Source organism: Pseudomonas congelans (genome assembly GCF_900103225.1).
In the GTDB taxonomy this organism is placed as follows: Bacteria; Pseudomonadota; Gammaproteobacteria; order Pseudomonadales; family Pseudomonadaceae; genus Aquipseudomonas; species Aquipseudomonas congelans.
In genome coordinates this window covers 255883-279987 of record NZ_FNJH01000004.1, presented here as the reverse complement: position 1 = coordinate 279987, position 24105 = coordinate 255883, and the positions used below count along the sequence as shown (strand labels likewise).

Sequence of the window (24105 nt, the reverse complement as noted above, 5' to 3'; positions counted from 1 at the left end):
TCGCCATCAAGAGGGGGGTATTGAGCGGATGTACTACGGAGAAAAATTCAACGCCTGGTCGCACCTGGTTGGCGCCGTACTGGCGGCCGTCGGTGCGATCTGGTTATTGGTCATGGCGTGTCTGCATGGTGATGTCTGGAAAGTGGTCAGCATGGCCATTTATGGTGTGTGTCTGGTGACGCTGTACAGCGTCTCGACGGTCTACCACAGCGTCAAGGGGCGCTCGAAATCGATCATGCAGAAGGTCGACCACTTTTCGATCTACCTGATGATTGCCGGCAGCTACACCCCGTTCTGCCTCGTGACATTGCGCGGCGCGTGGGGCTGGACCTTGTTCGGAATTGTCTGGGGGCTGGCGCTGATCGGCATCCTGCAAGAGATAAAACCGCGCTCCGAAGCGCGAATCATGTCCATCGTGATCTACGCCGTGATGGGCTGGATCGTGCTGGTGGCCGTCAAGCCACTGCTGGCTGCGCTCGGTGTATCGGGTTTCATCTGGCTGGCCGGAGGCGGCGTGTTGTACACCGTCGGCATCCTGTTCTTCGCCTACGACCAGATCCGCCACTTTCACGGCATCTGGCACCTGTTCGTCATCGGCGGCAGTCTGATGCACTTCGTGGCGATTTGTTTCTATGTGCTGTGAGGAGGGGCGGTCGGGAGCTGACTCCCGTTACCACGCTCCAGCGCTCTGCGTTATACGCAAGTCTGCTTCTGATTCTGGCCGAAGGCCGTAGGAGCGACCGGGGCGGCGATCCGCATTTTTCGCGAAAGGGCGAGTATATTCGTCGAAAATGCATCGCCTGAACTACTGTCTTCGCGAACGAGTTCGCTCCTACGCCCTCCGGGCAGAAGCCCATCAGGATTTGCGTATAACGATGAGCGCATGAGCGTGGGGACCATCATCAGCGATCAGAAGTCGCCCCACAGCTGCTGCGCCACGCTGAGCGCTACCACTGGGGCGGTTTCAGTGCGCAGAACGCGTGGGCCTAGGCGCGCGGCGTGGAAGCCGGCGTCTTGCGCCTGAGTGACTTCTGCATCGTTCAGACCGCCTTCCGGACCAATCAGAAAGGCCAGGCTGGCCGGCTTGTCATGGCTGGTCAGGGGTTCAGCTACCGGGTGCAGGACCAGCTTCAGGTCGGCCTCGGTGTGCTTGACCCACTCGGTCAGCGGCATCGGCGCATGAATCACCGGCACTACGGAGCGGCCACACTGCTCGCAGGCGCTGATCGCGATCTGCTGCCAGTGCGACTGGCGCTTCTCGGCGCGTTCGTCTTTCAGGCGCACCTCGCAGCGTTCGCTGACAATCGGCGTGATTTCGCTGACGCCCAGTTCGGTGGCCTTTTGAATCGCCCAGTCCATGCGCTCGCCCCGCGACAAGCCCTGACCAAGATGAATGCGCAGGCCTGACTCCACCTGCCCTGCGAAGCTTTCGGTGAGCTGCACATGCACGCGCTTCTTGCCGACTTCCAGCAAGATGCCGCGAAACTCCTGGCCCGAACCGTCGAACAGTTGCAGCGCGTCACCTTCGGTCATGCGCAGCACGCGGCTGATGTAGTGCGCCTGGGCCTCAGGCAGTTCGTGCTCGCCCAGACTCAGCGGCGTTTCAGTAAAAAAGCGCGACAGTCTCATGGTGTGTCTCGGTTCTGATGTTCATTCTGTGAGGGGGCATTCGCGAGCAAACCAAGGTCGCCCGGACAGGCCCCTGCCAGTGGGAGCGAGCTTGCTCGCGAAGGCGCCTGTCCGGCTGCATTTGGTTTCAGCCCTTAACCCGGATCCCTGAAATCCGGATGAAAGTTCTCACGCACGGCAACACTGACACTGCTGCGGGTCGCGATATCAATGCCTTCGCTGGCCACCTCGGCGAGGAAGTCGATCTGCTCCGGAGTGATCACGTACGGCGGCAGGAAATACACCACGCTGCCCAGCGGTCGCAGCAGTGCGCCACGCTCCAGTGCGTGCTGGAAGACTTTCATGCCGCGGCGCTCCTGCCACGGGTAGGCGGTTTTGCTTGCCTTGTCCTGAACCATTTCGATGGCGATGGCCATGCCGGTCTGGCGTACTTCCGCAACGTGCGGATGATCGACCAGATGCGCAGTGACCGTCGCCATACGCTGCGCCAGGGCCTTGTTGTTTTCGATGACGTTGTCCTGCTCGAAGATATCCAGGGTCGCCAGCGCAGCGGCACAGGCCAGCGGGTTGCCGGTGTAACTGTGCGAGTGCAGAAATGCACGCAGGGTCGGGTAATCGTCGTAGAACGCGTCATACACATCGTCGGTGGTCAGGCAGGCTGCCAGCGGCAGGTAGCCGCCGGTCAGCGCCTTGGACAGGCACAGAAAGTCCGGACGAATGCCTGCCTGTTCGCAGGCGAACATGGTCCCGGTACGGCCGAAACCGACAGCGATTTCATCGTGGATCAGGTGCACGCCATAGCGGTCGCAGGCGTCGCGCAGCAGCTTGAGGTAGATCGGGTGATACATGCGCATGCCGCCCGCGCCCTGGATCAGCGGTTCGACGATCACCGCCGCAACGCTGGCGTGGTGCTCGGCGAGGGTCTGTTCCATGGCGACGAACATGTTGCGCGAATGCTCTTCCCAGCTCATGCCGTCCGGGCGGTGGTAGCAATCGGGGCTCGGCACCTTGATGGTGTCGAGCAGCAGTGCCTTGTAGGTCTCGGTGAACAGCGGCACGTCACCGACCGACATCGCCGCCATGGTCTCGCCGTGGTAGCTGTTGGTCAGGGTGACGAAGCGTTTCTTGTCCGGCTGGCCGCGATTGAGCCAGTAGTGAAAGCTCATTTTCAGCGCGACTTCGATGCACGACGAGCCGTTATCGGCGTAGAAACAGCGGGTCAGGCCGTCAGGCGTAAGTTTGACCAGCCGTTCGGACAGCTCGATCACCGGCTGGTGGCTGAAACCGGCGAGGATCACGTGCTCCAGTTGGTCGACCTGGTCCTTGATGCGCTGATTGATGCGCGGGTTGGCGTGTCCGAAAACGTTGACCCACCAAGAGCTGACAGCGTCCAGATAACGCTTGCCCTCGAAGTCTTCAAGCCATACGCCTTCACCGCGCTTGATCGGTATCAACGGCAGATTTTCGTGGTCTTTCATCTGGGTGCAGGGGTGCCACAGGACCTTCAGGTCACGTTGCATCCACTGGTCATTGAGGCCCATTTTCAATCTCCGGGTAGCGACTCGCCTGATGCGAGGACGAACAATCGCGCAAGCCTATGCAATGCCCGGCTGCGGAACAACCTTTGATGCAGTTTTAACGGCTGATGGACATTGCTGGCGGCTATTTGATGGCTCGCGTATCCTGCGCAGCGAGTCGATGTGTCGGGCTGACTTGCCCTATCTTCCCTATGTTTTCTGGAGTTCGCCGAATGCTTTCTGGTTGGCTGCGCGCCTGTGCGCTGATAGTGGCAGGGTTGGTCAGCGTTTCGACGCTCGCCGATGAAAAACAACGAACCGCCATTGTCGTCGGTGGTGGTCTGGCAGGTTTGACTGCCGCCTATGAACTGCAGGCCAAAGGCTGGCAGGTGACCGTGCTGGAAGCCAAGCCGAGTCTGGGTGGACGCTCCGGTCTGGCGACCAGCGAGTGGATCGGCAATACCAAGGCTCAGCCTGTGCTGAACCGCTACCTGGACAGCTTCAAGCTGTCGACTGTGCCTGCGCCTGAATTTGTGCGCACGCCTAGCTACCTGATCGACGGTGTGTACTTCACCCAGGCTGACCTGGCCGTCAAACAGCCCGCGACCGCCGAAGCCATAAAGCGCTACAACGACACGCTGGATAATCTCGCGCGTTCGGTTGACGACCCGGAAAACCCGGCGTCCAACAGCACGCTGTTTGCGCTGGACCAGATCAACGTTGCCAACTGGCTGGACCGTCTGAACCTGCCTGTCACTGCGCGTCAGTTAATCAATCAGCAGATCCGTACCCGCTACGACGAGCCTTCGCGCCTGTCGCTGCTGTACCTCGCCCAGCAATCGCGGGTTTATCGCTCGGTCGACGAGCGTGACTTGCGTGCTGCGCGCCTGCCCGGTGGCAGTGCGGTGCTGACCCAGGCGTTCGTCAAGCAACTCAAGACCGTCAAGACCAACTCGCCGGTGACGGCAGTCATTCAAGAGAAGGACAAGGTCACGGTCAAGGCTGGCGCCACCAGCTATACAGCAGACTATGTAGTGATGGCCGTGCCGTTGCGTTCGCTGGGCAAGATCCAGATGACGCCTGCACTGGACGCGCAGCACATGGGCGCGATCAAGAGCACCAACTACGGCTGGCGCGACCAGATCATGCTCAAGTTCAAGACTCCGGTCTGGGACAGCAAGGCGCGTATGTCCGGTGAAGTATTCAGTAACACCGGTCTGGGCATGTTGTGGGTAGAGCCGGCGCTTAAAGGTGGCGCCAACGTGGTGATCAACCTGTCTGGCGACAACGCACGCATCATGCAGGCTTTCGGTGACAAGCAGATGGTCGATCAGGTGCTGATCCGTCTGCATGCGTTCTACCCTGAGGCACGCGGCGCCTACACCGGCTATGAAATCCGCCGTTACAGCGTCGATCCTTCTACCGGCGGTTCTTACCTGGCGTTCGGTCCCGGCCAGATCAGCAAATACTGGCGCTTGTGGGAACGGCCGATCCTGCGGGTAGCCTTTGCTGGCGAGCACACCGACACCTTGTACCCCGGCACCCTGGAAGGCGCCCTGCGCAGTGGTCAGCGTGCAGCCGGCCAGGTGCAGGATCTGGCCGCTGGCAAGTCGTTCGAACCGGTCAAGGTTGCACCGCCGAAAGCACCGGCCCCGGCTTCGCAGAAGTCCGAAGGCAATTTCTTCAGCAATCTGTTCGGCGGTTCCTCCGACAAACCGGCTGAACCTGCCAAGCCGCAGGCTGACAAGCCAGGCTTCTTCTCGCGCATGTTCGGTGGCGGCGAGGCACCGGCCCCGGCACCTGCTCCGGTTGAGAAAGCCGTAGAGCCTGCTCCAGCGCCTGCACCGGCTGTGGCTCCGGCACCCGTGGTTGCACCGGTTGTCCAGCCTGCCACACCGCCGGTAAAAGCCGAGCCAGCCAAGAAGCCGGCGACCAAGGCTGAACCTGCGAAGAAAGTGCAGAGCAAGGAAGCGGCCAGGAAAGAAGCGGCTAAAAAAGAAGCTGCGAAGAAGGAAGCGGCTAAAAAAGAGGCAGCGAAAAAGGCTCAGAGCAAACCGGCTCCCGCCAAGACCCCTGCTGAAGCAGCGCCTGCAGACGCCAATAACTGACCGTCCGATGGCTGACTGAAAGGGATGCGGTTCACACCGCATCCCTTTTTTTATGCGCGCTCGATTCGTTCTATCCTTGTGGGTTGACCTTGTCGGGCCTTATCTTGCCGTTCATCGGCATCGAAAGGCCGATGGTCATTGCAAAGTGTTACTGGCGGCAAATTATCGGGATGCTGCTGCAGCGCGGACAGCCTGGCAGCGCTGAACAGTGGTTCAGGTGTTCAGGCAGGCAACAGAATCGAGGTACGAAATGCCCACCAGACCTATCGTATTGTTCGATACGTCCGAGCGAAATTTTGCGCTTTCATTCGATAGATAAAAAGCTAGTCTGGTAACACTTCTGACAAGGTACTGGTAATGCAGCTACGTAATTCATCCTCTCGCTACGGTCTGGTCAGCATGGTGCTGCACTGGGGTGTGGCTGCTGTCGTGTTTGGAATGTTTGCGCTGGGGCTGTGGATGGTCGGGCTGGATTACTACGATACGTGGCGCAAGGCGGGCCCTGATTTGCACAAGAGCATCGGCATCACGCTGTTCGCGATCATGCTGATCCGTGTGGTCTGGCGTCTGCTCAGTCCGCCACCGCCGCCGTTGACCAGCTACAGTAAGTTGACGCGCATCGGTGCTGCATTCGGCCATCTGTTTTTGTACGTCGCACTGTTTGCCGTGATGTTCGCCGGGTATCTCATCTCCACCGCCGACGGCGTGGGGATTCCGATATTCGGCCTGTTCGATGTGCCCGCGCTGGTGTCGGGCCTTCCTGATCAGGCAGAAACGGCTGGCTGGATTCACCTGTATCTGGCCTGGGTCATCGTGATATTCGCGGGGCTCCATGGTCTTGCTGCATTGAAACACCACTTCATCGATCGCGATGTGACCCTCAAGCGTATGCTGGGTCGTAATTGATTGTTCAACCAAAACGGGAATAAACGCATGTTGAAGAAGTCTCTCGCCGCTCTGGCTCTGGGTACCGCATTGTTGTCTGCTGGCCAGGCCATGGCTGCCGACTACGTTATCGACAAGGAAGGTCAACACGCATTCGTTGACTTCAAGATCAGCCACCTGGGTTACAGCTTCATCCACGGTACCTTCAAGGACTGGGACGGCACGTTCAGCTTCGATGCTGCCAAGCCTGAAGCCAGCAAAATCAATGTCGATCTGAAAACCGCCAGCCTGTTCACCAACCACGCTGAGCGCGACAAGCACATCTCCAGCAAGGATTTCCTGGACGTTGCCAAATACCCGGAAGCCAAATTCGTTTCCACCGCAGTCAAGTCGACTGGCGAGAAAACGGCTGACGTCACTGGCGACCTGACCCTGCACGGCGTGACCAAGCCAATCGTCATCAAGGCGACCTTCAACGGCGAAGGCAAGGATCCATGGGGCGGCTACCGTGCCGGCTTCAACGGTACTTCGACGCTGAACCTGAACGACTTCGGCATCAAAGGCCCAGGCCCGACGTCGCAGACGCTGGATCTGGACATCAGCTTCGAAGGCGTACAGAAGAAGTAATTGCACGCTTGATCGACAGAACGCCGACCCTTGGGTCGGCGTTTTTGTTGGTGCGATGAAACGTCCTGAGGTGACTATCGTGCCAATGCTCCGCGTTGGCATGCAGTTCGTGACGCTCTGCGTCACAGATGTGAGCCGCGCTGCCCGCTCAAGATCGGACGCGGAGCGTCCATAGCGATCATTGATACAACAAACAAAAACGCCCCGAGCAAGTCGGGGCGTTTTCAGTGTTGCGTGGCTGTCAGCTGTCGCGGTTGCGGGTCAGCAGGGCCGGTTTTTCACCGCGTGGGCGGCTTGGCAACTGGTCCAGTTGCTCGGCAGACGGGAAGCGGTCGATCTTGGATTCCTTGTGCACGATCTTCGGCTGAGGCTGGCCGTCGCGTGGTGCGCGTGCGACTGGCTCCTCACCTTCACGTGGCAAGGGTTGCTCTTCACGTGCCGGGCGACGGCCACGTGGCTGACCATCACGCGAGCGGGGTGCCGATGAACCCGAGCCGTTGCGCTTTGGCGCGCCACTGCCCGAGCCGTTGCGAGCGCCACCGGCAGGGCGACCCGGATTAGCCGGGCGAGCAGCGCCGCCAGCGGCCGGTGCGGCTGCGCCAGGCGCGGCAGCAGGGCGACGACCACGGTTCTGGCCTTTGCCCTGATAAGGACTGACGTAGTCAGCGCGATTACCGAAGTTGTCTACTTCGTCGTCACGGAACTCATCCGGTGCACGATCGGCTGCCGGACGCGGTGTGGCGGGTTGCGATGCACGCTGTTCGCTGCGAGGCGTGCCCTCACGAGGTTTTTTTTCGCGTGGCTGCCTTGCAGGACGTTCGCCAGTGGCGGATGCAGCGGCAGGTTTTTCCTTGCCTTTATCCTTGCCCTTGTCGCGACGACCACCGTTGTTCTTGTCGCCATCGCCACGTGCAGGACGTGCGCCACGCGAATTGCGAACATCCGGACGCTCGCGCACTTCCGGCTTCTCAGCCTCTACTGCGGTGATGTCGAAGCCCATCAGATCGCCATCGGCGATCTTCTGCTTGGTCATGCGCTCGATGCTTTTGAGCAGCTTCTCTTCGTCCGGCGCAACCAGCGAAATGGCTTCACCGGAACGACCGGCACGGCCGGTACGACCGATACGGTGAACGTAGTCTTCGTCGACGTTGGGCAGCTCGAAGTTGACGACATGCGGCAACTGATCGATATCCAGACCGCGTGCGGCGATATCGGTCGCCACCATGATGCGTACATCACCTGCCTTGAAGTCGGCCAGCGCCTTGGTACGAGCGTTCTGGCTCTTGTTGCCGTGGATCGCGACAGCCGCAAGGCCGTGCTTGTCCAGGTACTCGGCCAGGCGGTTGGCGCCGTGCTTGGTGCGAGTGAAGACCAGCACCTGTTCCCAGGCACCGACGGTGATCAGATGCGCCAACAGCGAACGCTTGTGGTTGGCTGCCAGGCGGAAAACCCGTTGCTCGATACGCTCGACCGTGGTGTTCGGCGGCGTGACTTCGATGCGCTCGGGGTTGTGCAGCAGCTTGCCTGCCAACGACGTGATGTCATTGGAGAAGGTAGCCGAGAACAGCAGGTTCTGGCGCTTGGCCGGCAGCCGCGCGAGGACCTTCTTGACGTCGTGCACGAAGCCCATGTCGAGCATCCGGTCTGCTTCATCGAGCACCAGAATTTCGACGTGGGACAGGTCGACACTGCCTTGACCGGCCAGGTCGAGCAGGCGGCCAGGGCAGGCCACCAGAACGTCCACACCACGGGACATGGCCTGAACCTGCGGGTTCATGCCGACGCCACCGAAGATGCAGGCGCTGACGAACTTCAGGTCGCGGGCATAGAGCTTGAAGCTCTCGTGCACCTGTGCGGCCAGTTCGCGGGTCGGGGTCAGGACCAGAACGCGCGGTTGACGCGGGCCGTGACGCTGGGATTTGTCCGGAACACCATTGGGAAACAGCCGCTCCAGAATAGGGAGGGCGAAACCGCCGGTTTTACCAGTACCGGTCTGTGCCGCAACCATCAGGTCGCGACCTTGCAACACGGCGGGAATGGCCCGCTGTTGCACGGGGGTAGGCTGGGTATAGCCCGCTGCCTCGATGGCGCGGACTAAAGCCTCGGAGAGACCGAGGGAAGCAAAGGACATGAGTAATCCTGTTCTGTTGGAGCTTAAGCTCAAGGGATGTCTTGCCTGGCGCGAATGGCGTGTAAAGACAACGCGATCCCGTCCGGTCCTGCCGGGTCTTCAGTGCATTCCGTGACGTCTGCGCTTGATGAAAATTGCGCTGTTGGCGTGAACGGGTGACGATTGCAAGACCGGGCGTCCGGGCGTAAGCCTGGCGGGAAGGCTGGAGTATAACAGAGCGAGCGCAATACGCCGCTTTCCTGCTGCCCAACGGTGTATGAGGCCGCGATCCCCCGGAAACTGCCGGTCGGATCGCGGTGCCGCAGCCGTTTTCAGCGTGGCAGTTGCAGGTTGTTCCACACCGCCAGGCTCGGTTCTGCCTGGTTCAGGGTGTAGAAGTGCAGGCCGGGGGCGCCGCCTTGCAGCAGTCGTTCGCACATCTGCGTGATGACTTGTTCGCCGAACGCCTGGATGCTTTGCACGTCATCGCCATAGGCTTCCAGCTGTTTGCGGATCCAGCGCGGGATTTCCGCACCGCAGGCATCCGAGAAACGCGCCAGCTTGCTGTAGTTGGTGATCGGCATGATGCCCGGCACGATCGGAATGCTGACGCCCATCTTCTCGACACGCTCGACAAAGGTGAAATAGCTGTCGGCGTTGAAGAAATACTGAGTGATCGCACTGTCGGCGCCGGCGTTGGCCTTGTTGACGAAGTGCTTGAGGTCGTCTTCGAAATTGCGCGCCTGCGGATGCATTTCCGGGTAAGCGGCGACTTCGATGTGGAAATGGCTGCCGCTTTCCTGGCGAATGAAGCTCACCAGGTCATTGGCGTGACGCAGCTCACCGCTGGCCATGCCCATGCCGGAAGGCAGGTCGCCGCGCAGTGCCACGATGCGTTTGATGCCCGCATCCTTGTACTGCGCCAACAGGTTGCGCAGGTCATCCTTGCTGTCGCCTACGCAGGACAAATGCGGCGCAGCAGGTACTTTGATCTCGTTTTCCAGCTGCAGCACGGTATTGAGCGTGCGGTCGCGGGTCGAGCCACCGGCACCATAGGTGCAGGAGAAAAAATCGGGGTTGTACGTGGCCAACTGACGAGCGACGGTCAGCAGCTTTTCGTGTCCAGCGTCGGTTTTGGTGGGAAAGAACTCGAAGCTGAAGCGGCGTTCTTGAGACATGGAGCCGATCTCGTCGTAGGAGCGAACTTGTTCGCGAAAAGGCCGGAACGGCCTTCAGATACTGAGCATCACCGGCGTAGCGCGTGCTGCCGGTGATGGCTGATGACGCTCGATCCGCTTCTGCGTAAGAAGCGGACCGAAACGGCTCGATCAGTAGCGGTACGCGTGCGGCTTGAACGGACCTTCGACGGTCACGCCGATGTAATCGGCCTGGGTCTTGGTCAGTTTGGTCACAACGCCACCGAAGCCGCGGACCATTTCCAGGGCCACTTCTTCGTCGAGCTTCTTCGGCAGTACTTCAACGGTCAGACGCTCGGCTTTCTTGGCGGGTGCCAGGTCAGCGTACTTCTGCTCGAAGAGGAAGATCTGCGCCAGAACCTGGTTGGCGAACGAGCCGTCCATGATGCGGCTTGGGTGGCCAGTGGCGTTACCCAGGTTTACCAGACGCCCTTCGGCCAGCAGGATCAGGTAGTCGTCGTTCTGCGCGTCGAACGAGCCTGGGCCAGTACGATGGATCTTGTGAACCTGTGGCTTCACTTCTTCCCATGCCCAGTTCTTGCGCATGAAAGCGGTGTCGATTTCGTTGTCGAAGTGACCGATGTTGCACACTACAGCACGCTTTTTCAGCGCCTTGAGCATGTTCGCATCGCAGACATTGACGTTACCGGTGGTGGTCACGATCAGGTCGATCTTGCCCAGCAGCGCCTTGTCGATGCTCGCTTCGGTGCCGTCGTTTTCACCGTCGATGAACGGCGAGACCAGCTCGAAACCGTCCATGCAGGCCTGCATGGCGCAGATCGGGTCGACTTCGGTCACTTTGACGATCATGCCTTCCTGACGCAGGGACTGGGCCGAGCCCTTGCCCACGTCACCGTAGCCGATCACCAGCGCCTGCTTGCCGGACAGCAAGTGGTCGGTGCCGCGCTTGATGGCGTCGTTCAGGCTGTGACGGCAGCCGTACTTGTTGTCGTTCTTGCTCTTGGTCACCGAGTCGTTGACGTTGATGGCCGGGATTTTCAGCTCGCCCTTGGCCAGCATGTCCAGCAGGCGGTGCACGCCAGTGGTGGTTTCTTCGGTGACGCCGTGGATCTTGTCCAGCATCGCCGGGTATTTCTTGTGGATGATCTCGGTCAGGTCGCCGCCGTCGTCGAGGATCATGTTGGCGTCCCATGGCTGGCCATCCTTGAGGATGGTCTGCTCGATGCACCACTCGTATTCTTCTTCGGTTTCGCCTTTCCAGGCGAACACAGGAATGCCGGCAGCAGCGATGGCCGCAGCAGCCTGGTCCTGAGTGGAGAAAATGTTGCACGACGACCAGCGAACTTCGGCACCCAGGGCAACCAGGGTTTCGATCAGTACGGCAGTCTGAATGGTCATGTGGATGCAGCCGAGAATCTTCGCGCCTTTGAGCGGCTGATCACCGGCGTATTTGCGACGCAGACCCATCAGGGCAGGCATTTCGGATTCGGCGATGATGGTTTCGCGGCGACCCCAGGCGGCCAGGGAAATATCGGCAACCTTGTAGTCATTGAATTCTGCGGGCGTGATTACAGCACTCATTGAGAGTCTCCATTCCATAAATATGCGAATGGGCGCCGTTGTGCGTTTAAGGCTTGCCGGTCGAGGATCGTCCTGGCAAACAACGCCCCATCCGAGCCTGACAGGGAAAACCTGCTGCAGCGCCCCTCGGACAGGTGGCGGGAACGGTATCAAGCGTAGATGACCGTTTTGAAACGTTTGGCAGTATAGCGGTGCTCGCGATTCTTCCCAAGGTTTTCTGTCGGATCACCGTTCGGCGGATTTTCGACCCTCTATATTCCTGTACCGCACCTCGCTTCAGGGTTGCCCCTAGTCTCGCTTTCCATAAGGCAGGCGAAAAGCGTGAGCCACACGCTTTGCGCCTTACAAAAAGCAGCGCGTGCCAGCGCACCCTGAAACAACGGAAGGCAGAACTCGTTATGCACATGACCTCGAACGACACCCCTCTATCAATGACCAACCCCGAAGGCAGTTCTCGGGTGATTGTCGAGCATGCAGGCAAGCGCCGCATCACGTTGACCGATTATGAAAATGGCGTGACCCGCCTGGAACTGGCGCTGCCGCCGATTAACAAGCTGATTCTCAGTGGCGGTGGCGCGAAGGGCATTGCCTACTCCGGAGCGGTCAACGCATTGGAGCAGCAGGGGGTCCTGAACGACATTCAGGCGGTTTATGGCTCTTCAGTGGGGGCGATCATGGCGGTAATGCTTGCGTGCGGGATAGATGCACGGCAGTTCGACACGCTCACTGACGACACCGATCTGCTTGCCCTGCTCGACAGCGCTGATAACGGCGCAGGCTGGTTTCAGCAGGCCTTTTCCGGCCTCGGGGCGATAACGCAAAAAGCCCTGCCTGGCGCCATCGGCGACTTTACCCGTGTGCTGCTGGGGGTATTGCCGCGTATCCAGTCTCAGGCGCTGCCTCTGCAAGCCTTGCTGCGTGAAACCGCCCGGACGGCGGTCCTGAGCCGGATCCACGATGAACACGCTTCCGAGGTCACTGACATCCGGGATCGTCTGGTGGCCGGAGGTGTTGTGACGTTCGCTGACCTGGCAGTGCTCAACCGCCATATTCCGCAGATCAAGAATCTGAACATCACCGGCACGGCCATGCTCGCGGGGATGCCGCAACTGGTGGTATTCAGCGCGGCGTTGACTCCCGAACTGGATATTGCAATGGCCGCCCATGTTTCCGCGTCCCTGCCTGTGCTGTTCAAACAGCCTTCTGGAGAGGGGATGGCGTTTCAGGCAATCGACGAGCTGACGTTCTTTCAGGATGGCGGCGTCCTGCTCAATACTCCGGTACCGCAACTCATTGATCCCGGACTGGCCACAGACCTGATGTCCGGTTCGGACATGCTGATCCTCCGGTTCGAACAGCAGGAGAGCCCGATCGACCGTGGCGGCTTTACGCAGTTGTTGACCGATTGGCTGACAGGGGCCCCTGTCTCTGCAAGTCGTGAATTCCAGAACCTCAGCCTCAAGGCCTTTGCGGAGCAGACCGTCGTAGTACCACTGCGTACGGAAAAGGGTGATTTCAGCGGTGCATTGAGCGGCACGGTGAATTTTGGCATGACCGCCGACATCAAGGATCACTTGCAGGAGCGTTTGCAGCAGGCGGTCAGTGCACATTTGAAGCTGCGTGCAGAAAAACGAGAGGAATATGTTTTCGAATCCATGAACGAGGCGCTGCTGAGCATGGACGACGAGATGCTTGATAGCGTCCTGAGCAGGGCGCCCGACGGCACAATGAACAGCATAATGACGTGGCTCTCAGGGGCCAACGCCGCACTTGCCATGCTGGATGCCATGGTTGAAACCTACGAGAGCAGCAGTCGATTGACGTTAACTGGCAGTCTTGGCGAGGCGGTTGCGCGTCTTGATGGACTGGTTACCGACCCGGCGCACCTCCGGTGGTTGGCACTGCAATTGAATCGCTTCGACAGAAAGGCCCGCCTGCGCCTGCTTGATGCGGTGCGCAATAACGCAGTGGCATCGCCGGTTCTGGCTGCCGCGTTGGCCGAAATGCGTGAACGGGAAGTTCGGGTCATTGCAGGCAACATCAGAAAATCGGTGATCTTCCCTTCAATGCATCTCTTTCTGCAAACCTCAGCCAATATCAATCTGTTGCTGAGTGCTGACCGGATCCTGCTGCAGGCGACCACTGCCAGCGAAGTCAATCGCGCGCTGGATGGGATTATTGCGGCCTACGCCTCCAGATCCGCGCTGCCTGGGCAGTTGCTGCAATCAGGCACTGTGGAACTGGCAAAGTCGTGGCGTATAACAACTGCCGATGCAACTGCGCAATGACATGGGCATGGGCCGCTGGCTCTGCCATCATGCAGTTCTCTACAGGCCAGACGCTCAGGAGTGAACATGAATTTCCACACCCGCAAGTGGGTAAAACCCGAAGACCTGAACCCTAACGGCACGTTGTTCGGCGGTAGCCTGCTGCGCTGGATCGATGAAGAGGCAGCGATCTACGCCATCGTCCAGTTGGGCAATCAGCGGGTGGTGACCAAGTACATTTCCGAGATCAACTTCGTCAGCGCTTCGCGTCAGGGTGACATCATCGAACTGGGTATTACCGCCACCGAGTTCGGTCGTACCTCGATTACCCTGAAATGCCAGGTGCGCAACAAGATCACTCGCAAAAGCATCCTGACGGTCGAGAAGATCGTCTTCGTCAACCTCGACGAAGACGGTCAGCCCGCGCCACACGGCCGGACTGAAATTCGCTATATCAAGGATCAGTTCGACGTAGAGGACTGATGCTCAGCTCGCTGAACATCGGACGCAGAGCGTCCAGAACGGCGTGCCCACGGGGAGCATGGGCACGATAGTGTTCTCCCGGACGCCGACCATGCTTGGGCACGACAGTTACAGAATGATCGTTCCTCACGCTCCGCGTGGGGATGCCGTTCACGACGCTTCGCGTCGTCCATGCCCTCGTTTCAGCCCTTGGCTTGTAACTCGCGCAACCACGCCAGGCCCGCGCTGGTGTCGCCTTTCGGGCGATATTCGCAGCCGATCCAGCCGCTGTAGCCCAGTTCGTCGATGACGTTGAACAGGTGCTCGTAGTTCAGTTCGCCCAGGTCCGGCTCATGGCGATCCGGTACCCCGGCGATCTGGATATGGCCAATACCTGCAAAGTCGCGGCGCAGCTTGCTGGTCAGGTCGCCTTCGACGATCTGGCAGTGATAGCAGTCGAACTGCACTTTCAGGTTGTCGGCGCCCACCAGCTTGCAGATGTCCTGCGCCTGATCCTGACGGTTGAGGAAGAAGCCCGGCATGTCGCGGGTGTTGATCGGCTCGATCAGAATCGTGACGCCTGCGCCCTTGGCTTGCTCGGCCGCGAACGCCAGGTTTTCCAGGTAGACCGCCTGATGACGCTCACGCAAGCCTTCACTGGGCAGCAGACCGGCCATGACGTGCACACGGTCATTGCCCAGCACCTGCGCATATTCCAGTGCCCGCTCGATACCGCTGCGAAATTCCGCTTCACGGCCCGGCAGCGTGGCAATGCCTCGCTCGCCTGCCTCCCAGTCGCCCGGCGGAGCATTGAACAGCGCCTGCACCAGACCGTTGTCGCTCAGGCGCTGTTTGAGTTCCTGAGTGCTGTAGGCGTAGGGGAACAGGTACTCGACCGCGCCGAAACCATCGGCAGCGGCTGCGGCGAAGCGCTCAAGGAAATCATGCTGCGGGTACAGCATGCTGAGGTTGGCGGCAAAGCGAGGCATGTTAACTCCAGTCTTCAAAAGGTCAGACGAATGGCCAAAGCAGCAGGGTAATCACGAAGCCCAGTGTGCCGAGCAGCGTGACCAGTACGGTCCAGGTGCGCAAGCCGTCGGCGACGTTGAGGCCCGCCAGCTTGGTGAACATCCAGTAACCGGCATCGTTGATGTGCGACATGGCCAGACCGCCACCGCCCATGGCCAGACACAGCAGAGCCAAGTGGTTAGCGCTCAGGTCAAGTGTGGCGATCAGCGGGCTGAGAATGCCTGCGGTGGTCACCAGTGCAACGGTGGTCGAGCCTTGCACGGCGCGCAGCAGCAGGGTCAGCAGGAAGCCCAGCGCGAGCACCGGCAGACCGGTGTTGCGCAGCGCCTCGGAGACCACGGCACCAATGCCGGTGTCGACCAGCACCTTGCCGAATACGCCACCGGCGCCGGCAATCAGGATCACCATCGCCACACCCGGCAAGGCCGAGCCGATCACATCGGACACCTGGGTACGGCTCCAGCCGCGACGCGAGCCCAGCAGCCAGGCGCACAGCAGGGTATCGATCAGCAGCGCAACCAGAGGGGCGCCAAGCACGGTCAGCACTGCGCGCAGTGTGGACGTGGCCGGCAGCATGGTGGTGGCCAGCGTGCCCATCAGAATCAGCACGATCGGCAGCAGGATCAGCGCGATGATCAGTCCGAAACCCGGTGCGGGCGCGGGCGGCAGCTTGCTCGCCAGACTACTGGCGCTTTCTTCGACGCCCATGGTTCGGGTTTCGGTCGCTTCGCGCACGCCGGAGTAATCGTTACGGGCCCAGGCTTCCAGGTCTTCGTTGGTGACGTGCGGGCCATAGACTTCGGCGCGGATGTCATCGGTCATCGGGTAGGTCTTGCGGGTCATGCGTCCTGCGACGAAGTAGCCGATCATGCACAGCACGGCAACGATCGGAATACCCAGCATCAGCACCCGGCCCAGGTCCGCGCCCAACTGGCTGGCGGCGGCGACAGCGCCCGGATGCGGCGGCAGAAACGCATGCACGGCGAGCAGTGCGGCGCACATCGGCAGCGCGAAAATCAGCAGCGGCTTGCGTGCCGCACGCGCGACACCGTAGGCCAGCGGCATGAGGATGATCACGCCGACCTCGAAGAACACCGGAATGCCGACCATGAAGCCGGCAACGGTCAGCGCCAGTGGCGTGCGCCTGTTGCCGAAGCGGTTGATCAGGGTCTTGGCCAGTGCTTCGGCCCCGCCGGACAGCTCGATGATGCGCCCGATCATTGCGCCCAGGGCGATGATGATCGCGATATGGCCAAGGGTCTTGCCCATGCCGCCTTCAATGGTGGCAACCAGGTCGGCCGGTTTAACGCCGGCGACCAGCGCCACGATAATGCTGACCAGCATCAGGGCGACAAAGGGCTGGAATTTGTATTTGAGCACCAGAAACAACAGCAGTGCGATGCCCGCACCGGCCACGACCATCAACATGAGCGGCGTCATGCCCGTGCACTCCGGTCAATGGCGGTAAAGACTGACAACCAAACAGCGGGGTAGGGGTGAGTCATGCTCTCGATTCCTGTTGTTATTGTTTTTCGACCGGGAGGCGCAGTGCGCTCCCCGATCACCGTGTGTTCGTTACCACCTGGCGCCGAACACCTGACGCAACTCTTCAAGCGCCGCCGGGTCCAGCGGTGCAGGTTTGGGGTTGCTCATTAGCCACAGACGGGCAGTCTCTTCCAGTTCTTCCAGGGCATAGCAGGCCTTGGCCACCGAGCTTTCCCAGACCACCGGACCGAGCCGCTCCAGCATTACGCCGCGCACGCTGTTAGCCAGTTCCGCCACGCGCTCGGCGACTTTCGGCGAGCCCGGACGCTCGTAAGGGATCAATGGAATATGCCCAACCTTCATGACCTGATACGGCGTCAGCGGCGGCAGAATGTCGTCTTCCTGCCACACGCCGGCCAGGGTCAGCGCCACCAGATGCGTCGAGTGCGTATGCACCACGCCACCGACCTGCGGGTTGCGGTCGTAGACTTCGCGGTGCAGGGCCAGGGTCTTGGACGGCTTGCTGCCGGACACCCATTCACCGGCCAGATTGACCTTGGCGATGTCGGCCGGGTCCATGCGCCCCAGGCAGGCGTCGGTCGGGGTAATCAGCCAGCCGTCGTCGAGTCGTGCGCTGATGTTGCCGGCGCTACCCACCGTATAGCCACGGCCATACAGCAAACGGCCGACGTCGCAGATTTCCTGGCGCAGTGCGTTTTCATCGATCATCAGGCAGCCCCCGCCAGTTGCTTGAGCGCCTTGGTGAAGAAGTCGCGCGCACCGAAGTTGCCGGATTTGAGGGCCAGGGCCAGCGGTTGTGCGCCGCTGCTCACCGTTGCCGGAACACCCGGATCGATCTGTGCGCCGATTTGCAGCAACTGCACGCCCAGTGCCTGAACCACGGCACCGGAGGTTTCCCCGCCGGCCACCACGAAACGCCGTACGCCTGCGCCCAGCAGACCTTTGGCGATTTCGCCAAGTGCGGCTTCGACCATGGCCCCGGAGCGTTCGACGCCCAGTTCTTTCTGCACGGCTTTGACTTCGTCCGGGGTGCTGGTGGCGTAGATCAATACGGTCTGCCCGGCATCTCTGGCAAAGGCCAGCGCCTGCTCGACCACCGGCTTGCCTGCGGCCAGGTCCAGCGGATTGATGCGCAGCGCAGGACGATCGGCTTCCAGCCAGGCCGCAACCTGACCATTGGTGGCGACCGATGCGCTACCCGCCAGTACCACTTCACCGCCACTGATGGCGATCTGTTTGGCTGCATCGATATCGCGCAGCTTGCCCGCCTTGCGGAAGTTGCCCGGCAGGCCCAGCGCCAGACCCGAGCCACCGGTGAGCAGCGGCAAGTCGGCGCAGGCTTCGCCCAGGGTGTACAAATCCGCATCCGACAGCGCATCGGCAATCGCCATGCTCACACCTTCGGCGCGCAGCTCGGCAATTCTGTTGCGCACGCCTTCGACGCCCTGGGCAATGCTGTCGTAGCGCAACAGGCCGACCTTGTGGCGGGTCTGCGCTTGCAGCACACGCACCAGATTGGCGTCGGTCATGGGTGTCAGCGGATGGTTCTGCATGCCCGATTCGCTAAGTAACTGGTCCTGCACGAACAGGTGACCACGGAAAATCGTGCGGCCGTTTTCCGGAAAGGCCGGGCAGGCGAGGGTGAAATCGCTGCCCAGTTGCTCCAGCAGTGCCGCGCTGACCTGGCCGATGTTGCCGGCGGCAGTGGAATCGAAGGTCGAGCAGTATTTGAAGAAAATCTGCTCGCAGCCGCGCTCGCGCAGCCATTCCAGAGCAGCCAGGGATTCAGCCACCGCGTCCGCGCTGGGCGTGGTACGCGATTTCAGCGCGATGACAATCGCGTCGGCGTCCAGACCGGCAGCCATCTCTGCGCTGGGGATGCCAATGCTCTGTACGGTGCGCATACCGCCCCGCACCAGCATGTTGGCCAGGTCGGTGGCGCCGGTGAAGTCATCGGCAATGCAGCCCAGCAGCGGGCGAGCGTTATTCAGGCTCATCAGTCGCTCCTCAGGCTTTTTCCGGCTTGGCTTTCGGCAACTCGATGCCCGGGAAAATCTTGATCACTGCCGAGTCATCCTCGCGGCCGAAGCCGGCGCTGGATGCCTGCATGAACATCTGGTGCGCGGTGGCCGAGAGCGGCAGCGGGAATTTGCTGCTGCGTGCGGTATCCAACACCAGACCCAGGTCCTTGACGAAGATGTCCACTGCCGACAGCGGCGTGTAATCGGCATTGAGGATGTGCGGCACGCGGTTTTCGAACATCCACGAGTTACCGGCACTGTTGGTGATCACTTCATACAGCGCGTCAGCATCGACACCTTCGCGCAGGCCGAGGGCCATGGCTTCGGCGCTTGCTGCGATGTGTACGCCAGCGAGCAACTGATTGATGATTTTGACTTTCGAACCCAGACCGTGGACGTCGCCCAGGCGATAGACCTTGCCGGCCATGCCGTTGAGGATGGCTTCTGCCTTGGCATAGGAATCGGCCGGACCGGAGGTCATCATGGTCATCTGGCCAGCGGCAGCCTTGGCGGCACCCCCGGAGATAGGCGCATCGAGGTACAGCAGGTTCTGTGCAGCCAGACGCTCGCCAAGCTCGACAGCAAAGGTTGGCGCGACGGTGGCGCAACCGATGACCAGGCAGCCTGGACGCAGGGCGGCAATGGCGCCGTTCTCGCCAAACAGTACGGTTTCGGTCTGCTCGGCATTGACCACGACGGTGATGATCACATCGCAGGCAGCGGCCATGCTGGCCGGAGAATCACAGGCAACCCCGCCTTCCTGGGCGAATGCTTCGGTCACGCTGGTGCGCACATCACAGGCATGCACAGTGAAGCCGCTACGCAGCAACGAGCGGGCAATGCCCAGACCCATCGCACCCAGGCCGATAACGCCAACGTTTTTGCCAGTCATGCAGTAATCCTCGAAGTCAGTGCCGATGCCTGTGAAGCCGGCATTCGGACGTTATTGTTCTGATCTGTGAATTGGATAGTGAATCAATGAGTAAATAATGTGAAGTATTTTTATTTTTCACAAAAATTAACATCGATAGGCTTTTTCCATCGCGCACAAAAAAGCCCCTGTGCGGGGCTTGATTGACAACGATGATGTTCGGCGTGCTGCGCCGCCTTTCACGAATCAGAATTTCGGCACTGGCGCGCTGGTGGCGTTTCTCAGTGAGCCGCTTTCCTGACGCACGACTTCTTTGGGCTTGTACGCGCAATAACCTGGACGCGGCCCGACTTTCGGGTGGTTGCGGCAGGTGTCCGGGCGCTTGTCATAGATGGTGCACAGGCGGCTCTTGCGATCCAGGTACAGGCAGTCGTTGTTGCTCATGCGCTGCAAGGTGAAGATCTCGGACTTCTGGTTGTAGCGCTCGACGATGCCTTCTTTCTGCAGACGCTTGGCGATGTTCTTCGCCGGGTCGCCGCGTTCGAACTCATCGACGATGCCGATGCGGATCAGGTCCTTGATCTTCACTTCGACCGGCAGCGTGCAGCAACTGGACACGCAGCCTCCGCACATGTGGCTGGAGTATTTGGCCCAGGTGTCGATGCGATCGAGTTCTGCGGCGGCGATCAAGGTGGGTTTCATTTCAGGTCAGGCTTCCGGGTGTATCGGGGCGCGCGATCATACCGGTCTGCAGCGATTTGCAGAAAGCAAAAATTGCCGAGGCGACTGTCGGTCGGGTGTGGGGAGGCAGTTGGCTGCAGAGTCCACGCCTGCCGAGCGCAGTCGGTCAGCAGGCGCGGTGTCTCAGTGGGGGCTCAGGACTTGAGCTTGTCGTCGGCCCTGAACATGCTGCGGATGCCGCGAACGGCCTGGCGGATGCGGTCCTGATTCTCGATCAGGGCAAAGCGCACGTGGTCGTCGCCGTACTCGCCGAAACCGATGCCCGGCGAGACACACACCTTGGCTTCGGCCAGCAGCTTCTTGGCGAACTCCAGCGAACCCAGGTGCGCATAGGCTTGTGGAATCTTCGCCCAGACATACATAGAGGCCTTGGGGTTCTCGACCATCCAGCCCAGCTCGTGCAAGCCCTTGACCAGCACATTGCGGCGCTGGCGATACTGCTCGGCAATGTCGAGCACGCATTGCTGATCGCCTTCCAGCGCGGCAATCGCCGCCACCTGCAGTGGCGTAAAGGTACCGTAGTCGTGGTAACTCTTGATCCGCGCCAGTGCATTCACCAGCTCGGGGTTGCCGACCATGAAGCCAATCCGCCAGCCTGCCATGTTGTAGCTCTTGGACAGGGTGAAGAACTCGACGGCAATGTCCTTGGCACCCGGAACCTGCATGATCGACGGGGCTTTCCAGCCGTCGTAGACGATGTCGGCGTACGCCAGGTCATGCACCACCAGCACGTCGTACTGTTTGGCCAGGGCCACCACGCGCTCGAAGAAATCCAGCTCCACGCATTGCGCGGTCGGGTTGGACGGGAAGCCCAGAATCATCATCTTCGGCTTGGGAATCGAGCCGCGAATGGCTTTTTCCAGTTCGTCGAAGAAGTCCACGCCCGGCACCAGCGGCACCGATCGCACCTGGGCGCCGGCAATCACGGCACCGTAGATGTGGATCGGGTAACTGGGGTTGGGCACCAGCACCGTGTCGCCCTGATCCAGCGTGGCGAGCATCAGGTGGGCCAGGCCTTCCTTGGAACCAATGGTCACGATCGCTTCGCTTTCAGGGTCGATGTCGACCTCGTAGCGTTTCTTGTACCAATTGGAAATCGCCCGGCGCAGGCGTGGAATGCCGCGCGAGGTGGAGTAGCCGTGGGTGTCTTCGCGCTGGGCGACGGTGATCAGTTTTTCGACAATGTGCGGCGGTGTGGCCCCATCGGGGTTGCCCATGCTCAGGTCGATAATGTCCTCACCGCGACGACGAGCAGCCATTTTCAGCTCGGCGGTGATGTTGAACACGTAAGGGGGGAGTCGATCGATGCGCGCAAAGCGGCGCGGCGAACCTTGGTCTGCCATGAGTATCTCGCGTACGTAAGCGCCCGGAACCGTCCGAGCGACGTGGCCACATGAGGCGGCCTGGCGAGGAAGATAAATGCGCTGATAGCCTTTTGTCCATCGGGATTTGCAACCCCGTGCCAAGACCGATATTCGGACCCCACCAAACCACCCGGCGGTGTAGAATCGACGCTATTCATCGCCAGTCATCCCCGGCGGGTTTATGAGCTCAGGCCGAGTACACGGTGATCCCGTGGTGTTCGGTTTCTTCGCTGCCTGCGGTCACTGCCGCTCGTCCGCGACGTCAATAGAAGCTCACTCCCTTCCTGATCAGCCTTATTTTTGCCGGAGTGCTCCAATGCCTGATTACCGCTCGAAAACCTCCACCCACGGCCGCAACATGGCCGGCGCCCGTGCCCTGTGGCGCGCCACGGGCATGAAGGATGAAGACTTCAAGAAACCGATCATCGCCATCGCCAACTCCTTCACCCAGTTCGTACCGGGCCACGTCCACCTCAAGGACATGGGCCAGCTGGTCGCTCGTGAAGTCGAACGCGCCGGTGGCGTGGCCAAGGAATTCAACACCATTGCGGTCGACGACGGCATCGCCATGGGCCACGACGGCATGCTCTATTCGCTGCCGAGCCGCGAGATCATTGCCGACTCGGTCGAGTACATGGTCAACGCGCATTGCGCCGACGCCATCGTGTGCATTTCCAACTGCGACAAGATCACCCCCGGCATGCTGATGGCGTCGCTGCGCCTGAACATTCCGGTGATCTTCGTCTCCGGCGGGCCGATGGAAGCGGGCAAGACCAAACTGGCCAGCCACGGCCTGGATCTGGTCGATGCGATGGTCATCGCCGCCGACTCGACGGCCAGCGACGAAAAAGTCGCCGAGTACGAGCGCAGCGCCTGTCCGACCTGCGGGTCGTGTTCCGGCATGTTCACCGCCAACTCGATGAACTGCCTGACCGAAGCGCTGGGCCTGGCCCTGCCGGGTAACGGTTCCGCACTGGCCACCCACAGCGACCGCGAGCAACTGTTCCTGCAGGCTGGCCGCACCATCGTTGACCTGTGCCGTCAGTACTACAAGGAAAACGATGACTCGGTGTTGCCGCGCAACATCGCCAACTTCAAGGCGTTCGAGAACGCCATGACGCTGGACATCGCCATGGGCGGTTCGACCAACACCATCCTGCACCTGCTGGCGGCGGCTCAGGAAGCCGAGATCGATTTCGACCTGCGTCATATTGATCGTCTGTCGCGCAAGGTGCCGCAGCTGTGCAAGGTCGCGCCGAACATCCAGAAGTACCACATGGAAGACGTGCACCGCGCCGGCGGGATCTTCAGCATCCTCGGCGAGCTGGCCCGTGGCGGCCTGCTGCACACCGACCTGCCGACCGTACACAGCAAGACCCTGGCCGAAGGCATCGCCAAATGGGACATCACCCAGACTGACGACGAGGCCGTGCATACCTTCTTCAAGGCAGGCCCGGCGGGCATCCCGACGCAGACCGCGTTCAGCCAGTCGACCCGCTGGGAAAGCCTGGATGACGACCGTGAAAACGGCTGCATCCGTAGCGTCCAGCACGCCTATTCGCAGGAAGGTGGCCTGGCCGTGCTGTACGGCAACATCGCACTGGACGGCTGTGTGGTGAAAACCGCCGGTGTCGACGAGTCGATCCACGTCTTCGAAGGCAACGCGAAGATCTTCGAAAGCCAGGACAGCGCGGTACGCGGGATTCTTGCCGACGAAGTCAAGGCCGGCGACATCGTGATCATCCGCTACGAAGGCCCGAAAGGCGGCCCGGGCATGCAGGAAATGCTCTACCCGACGTCCTACCTGAAGTCCAAGGGGCTGGGCAAGGATTGCGCGCTGCTGACTGACGGCCGTTTCTCGGGCGGTACTTCCGGCCTGTCCATCGGCCACGCCTCACCGGAAGCTGCGGCAGGCGGAGCGATCGGTCTGGTGCGCGACGGTGACAAAGTGCTGATCGATATCCCGAATCGCTCGATCAACCTGCTGATTGACGATGCCGAAATGGCCGAGCGTCGCGCCGAACAGGACAAGAAAGGCTGGAAGCCTGTCGAGTCGCGTCCACGCAAAGTGACCACCGCCCTCAAGGCCTACGCCCTGCTGGCGACCAGCGCCGACAAGGGCGCGGTGCGTGACAAGGCGTTGCTGGACAAGCTGGTGCCTTGATCTGCATCGGCAACAATAAAAAGCCCGGCAGAGATGCCGGGCTTTTTGCTACGTTTGAAAAAGCAG

19 protein-coding genes and 1 riboswitch are annotated in these 24105 nt (G+C 60.7%); of the genes, 7 read left to right on the top strand and 12 right to left on the bottom strand.

From position 1 onward, the window contains the following. Window positions 1–28 precede the first annotated feature (28 nt). Entirely contained in the window at window positions 29–643 is a 615-nt protein-coding gene (gene trhA / locus BLR20_RS15935; protein ID WP_003414317.1) for a PAQR family membrane homeostasis protein TrhA, read from the top strand. A gap of 266 nt (window positions 644–909) precedes the next feature. Here trhA and BLR20_RS15930 read toward each other — a convergent pair whose 3' ends face one another. Next, window positions 910–1629 (bottom strand): 16S rRNA (uracil(1498)-N(3))-methyltransferase, encoded by a 720-nt coding sequence (locus tag BLR20_RS15930; RefSeq protein ID WP_054992554.1) that lies wholly within the window; start codon window positions 1627–1629, stop codon window positions 910–912. Window positions 1630–1763: 134 nt separating this feature from the next. Next, complete coding sequence (locus tag BLR20_RS15925; RefSeq protein ID WP_054992555.1) at window positions 1764–3170, bottom strand: adenosylmethionine--8-amino-7-oxononanoate transaminase; 1407 nt, start codon at window positions 3168–3170, stop codon at window positions 1764–1766. Window positions 3171–3379: 209 nt separating this feature from the next. Here BLR20_RS15925 and BLR20_RS15920 point away from each other — a divergent pair, with 209 nt between their 5' ends. From BLR20_RS15920 to BLR20_RS15905, 3 genes are all read left to right on the top strand, one after another. Next, window positions 3380–5254, top strand: coding sequence for a flavin monoamine oxidase family protein (locus BLR20_RS15920; RefSeq protein WP_032613328.1), 1875 nt, complete (start codon window positions 3380–3382; stop codon window positions 5252–5254). Window positions 5255–5611: 357 nt separating this feature from the next. Continuing rightward, window positions 5612–6160, top strand: coding sequence for a cytochrome b (locus BLR20_RS15910; RefSeq protein WP_010437340.1), 549 nt, complete (start codon window positions 5612–5614; stop codon window positions 6158–6160). Window positions 6161–6187: 27 nt separating this feature from the next. Then, window positions 6188–6766 (top strand): YceI family protein, encoded by a 579-nt coding sequence (locus BLR20_RS15905; RefSeq protein WP_003346342.1) that lies wholly within the window; start codon window positions 6188–6190, stop codon window positions 6764–6766. A gap of 241 nt (window positions 6767–7007) precedes the next feature. On the opposite strand, the gene BLR20_RS15900 is transcribed toward BLR20_RS15905, so the two are convergent. From BLR20_RS15900 to ahcY, 3 genes are all read right to left on the bottom strand, one after another. Then, window positions 7008–8897 carry an RNA helicase RhlE2 gene (locus BLR20_RS15900; RefSeq protein ID WP_032613332.1) on the bottom strand — a complete coding sequence of 630 codons (1890 nt, stop codon included), beginning with the start codon at window positions 8895–8897 and terminating at the stop codon, window positions 7008–7010. A 311-nt stretch (window positions 8898–9208) separates the two neighbouring features. Continuing rightward, a complete protein-coding gene (metF, locus tag BLR20_RS15895; RefSeq protein ID WP_010429660.1) occupies window positions 9209–10054 on the bottom strand; it encodes a methylenetetrahydrofolate reductase [NAD(P)H] in 846 nt (281 codons plus the stop codon). A 150-nt stretch (window positions 10055–10204) separates the two neighbouring features. Continuing rightward, a complete protein-coding gene (gene ahcY, locus BLR20_RS15890) occupies window positions 10205–11614 on the bottom strand; it encodes an adenosylhomocysteinase (RefSeq protein ID WP_032613334.1) in 1410 nt (469 codons plus the stop codon). A gap of 23 nt (window positions 11615–11637) precedes the next feature. Continuing rightward, window positions 11638–11748: riboswitch (S-adenosyl-L-homocysteine riboswitch) on the bottom strand. On the opposite strand from ahcY, the gene BLR20_RS15885 reads away from it, so the two are divergent. Continuing rightward, window positions 11749–13902, top strand: coding sequence for a patatin-like phospholipase family protein (locus BLR20_RS15885; protein ID WP_240035949.1), 2154 nt, complete (start codon window positions 11749–11751; stop codon window positions 13900–13902). It abuts the riboswitch before it with no gap. A 66-nt stretch (window positions 13903–13968) separates the two neighbouring features. Next, complete coding sequence (locus BLR20_RS15880) at window positions 13969–14364, top strand: acyl-CoA thioesterase (protein WP_002551711.1); 396 nt, start codon at window positions 13969–13971, stop codon at window positions 14362–14364. Window positions 14365–14546: 182 nt separating this feature from the next. Here BLR20_RS15880 and otnI read toward each other — a convergent pair whose 3' ends face one another. The 7 genes from otnI to alaC all read right to left on the bottom strand — a co-directional run bounded on the left by otnI (window position 14547) and on the right by alaC (window position 21854). After that, a complete protein-coding gene (otnI, locus tag BLR20_RS15875; protein ID WP_010429645.1) occupies window positions 14547–15332 on the bottom strand; it encodes a 2-oxo-tetronate isomerase in 786 nt (261 codons plus the stop codon). Between the two features lie 22 nt (window positions 15333–15354). Next, window positions 15355–16812, bottom strand: coding sequence for a GntT/GntP/DsdX family permease (locus BLR20_RS15870; RefSeq protein WP_032613339.1), 1458 nt, complete (start codon window positions 16810–16812; stop codon window positions 15355–15357). A gap of 135 nt (window positions 16813–16947) precedes the next feature. After that, entirely contained in the window at window positions 16948–17586 is a 639-nt protein-coding gene (gene otnC, locus BLR20_RS15865) for a 3-oxo-tetronate 4-phosphate decarboxylase (RefSeq protein WP_003392253.1), read from the bottom strand. Beyond that, entirely contained in the window at window positions 17586–18875 is a 1290-nt protein-coding gene (gene otnK, locus BLR20_RS15860; protein ID WP_054992556.1) for a 3-oxo-tetronate kinase, read from the bottom strand. Before otnK ends, otnC begins: the two co-directional genes overlap by 1 nt. 10 nt (window positions 18876–18885) lie before the next feature. Then, a complete protein-coding gene (gene ltnD / locus BLR20_RS15855) occupies window positions 18886–19791 on the bottom strand; it encodes an L-threonate dehydrogenase (protein ID WP_010429627.1) in 906 nt (301 codons plus the stop codon). A 225-nt stretch (window positions 19792–20016) separates the two neighbouring features. Then, window positions 20017–20472 (bottom strand): YkgJ family cysteine cluster protein, encoded by a 456-nt coding sequence (locus BLR20_RS15850; protein ID WP_002551717.1) that lies wholly within the window; start codon window positions 20470–20472, stop codon window positions 20017–20019. A gap of 173 nt (window positions 20473–20645) precedes the next feature. Beyond that, a complete protein-coding gene (gene alaC / locus BLR20_RS15845; protein ID WP_003346356.1) occupies window positions 20646–21854 on the bottom strand; it encodes an alanine transaminase in 1209 nt (402 codons plus the stop codon). Window positions 21855–22191: 337 nt separating this feature from the next. Between alaC and ilvD the strand changes: the two genes are divergently transcribed. Further along, entirely contained in the window at window positions 22192–24039 is a 1848-nt protein-coding gene (gene ilvD / locus BLR20_RS15840; RefSeq protein WP_054992557.1) for a dihydroxy-acid dehydratase, read from the top strand. Window positions 24040–24105: the final 66 nt, after the last annotated feature.

Coding starts and splice junctions, on each gene's coding strand:
- metF (WP_010429660.1), bottom strand. CDS start 10,054: ATGTCTCAAGAACGCCGCTTCAGCTTCGAGTTCTTTCCCACCAAAACC.
- BLR20_RS15925 (WP_054992555.1), bottom strand. CDS start 3,170: ATGGGCCTCAATGACCAGTGGATGCAACGTGACCTGAAGGTCCTGTGG.
- alaC (WP_003346356.1), bottom strand. CDS start 21,854: ATGGCAGACCAAGGTTCGCCGCGCCGCTTTGCGCGCATCGATCGACTC.
- BLR20_RS15850 (WP_002551717.1), bottom strand. CDS start 20,472: ATGAAACCCACCTTGATCGCCGCCGCAGAACTCGATCGCATCGACACC.
- otnK (WP_054992556.1), bottom strand. CDS start 18,875: ATGAGCCTGAATAACGCTCGCCCGCTGCTGGGCTGCATTGCCGATGAC.
- BLR20_RS15900 (WP_032613332.1), bottom strand. CDS start 8,897: ATGTCCTTTGCTTCCCTCGGTCTCTCCGAGGCTTTAGTCCGCGCCATC.
- BLR20_RS15905 (WP_003346342.1), top strand. CDS start 6,188: ATGTTGAAGAAGTCTCTCGCCGCTCTGGCTCTGGGTACCGCATTGTTG.
- BLR20_RS15870 (WP_032613339.1), bottom strand. CDS start 16,812: ATGACGCCGCTCATGTTGATGGTCGTGGCCGGTGCGGGCATCGCACTG.
- ltnD (WP_010429627.1), bottom strand. CDS start 19,791: ATGACTGGCAAAAACGTTGGCGTTATCGGCCTGGGTGCGATGGGTCTG.
- BLR20_RS15880 (WP_002551711.1), top strand. CDS start 13,969: ATGAATTTCCACACCCGCAAGTGGGTAAAACCCGAAGACCTGAACCCT.
- otnC (WP_003392253.1), bottom strand. CDS start 17,586: ATGATCGATGAAAACGCACTGCGCCAGGAAATCTGCGACGTCGGCCGT.
- ilvD (WP_054992557.1), top strand. CDS start 22,192: ATGCCTGATTACCGCTCGAAAACCTCCACCCACGGCCGCAACATGGCC.
- ahcY (WP_032613334.1), bottom strand. CDS start 11,614: ATGAGTGCTGTAATCACGCCCGCAGAATTCAATGACTACAAGGTTGCC.
- BLR20_RS15910 (WP_010437340.1), top strand. CDS start 5,612: ATGCAGCTACGTAATTCATCCTCTCGCTACGGTCTGGTCAGCATGGTG.
- trhA (WP_003414317.1), top strand. CDS start 29: ATGTACTACGGAGAAAAATTCAACGCCTGGTCGCACCTGGTTGGCGCC.
- otnI (WP_010429645.1), bottom strand. CDS start 15,332: ATGCCTCGCTTTGCCGCCAACCTCAGCATGCTGTACCCGCAGCATGAT.
- BLR20_RS15930 (WP_054992554.1), bottom strand. CDS start 1,629: ATGAGACTGTCGCGCTTTTTTACTGAAACGCCGCTGAGTCTGGGCGAG.
- BLR20_RS15920 (WP_032613328.1), top strand. CDS start 3,380: ATGCTTTCTGGTTGGCTGCGCGCCTGTGCGCTGATAGTGGCAGGGTTG.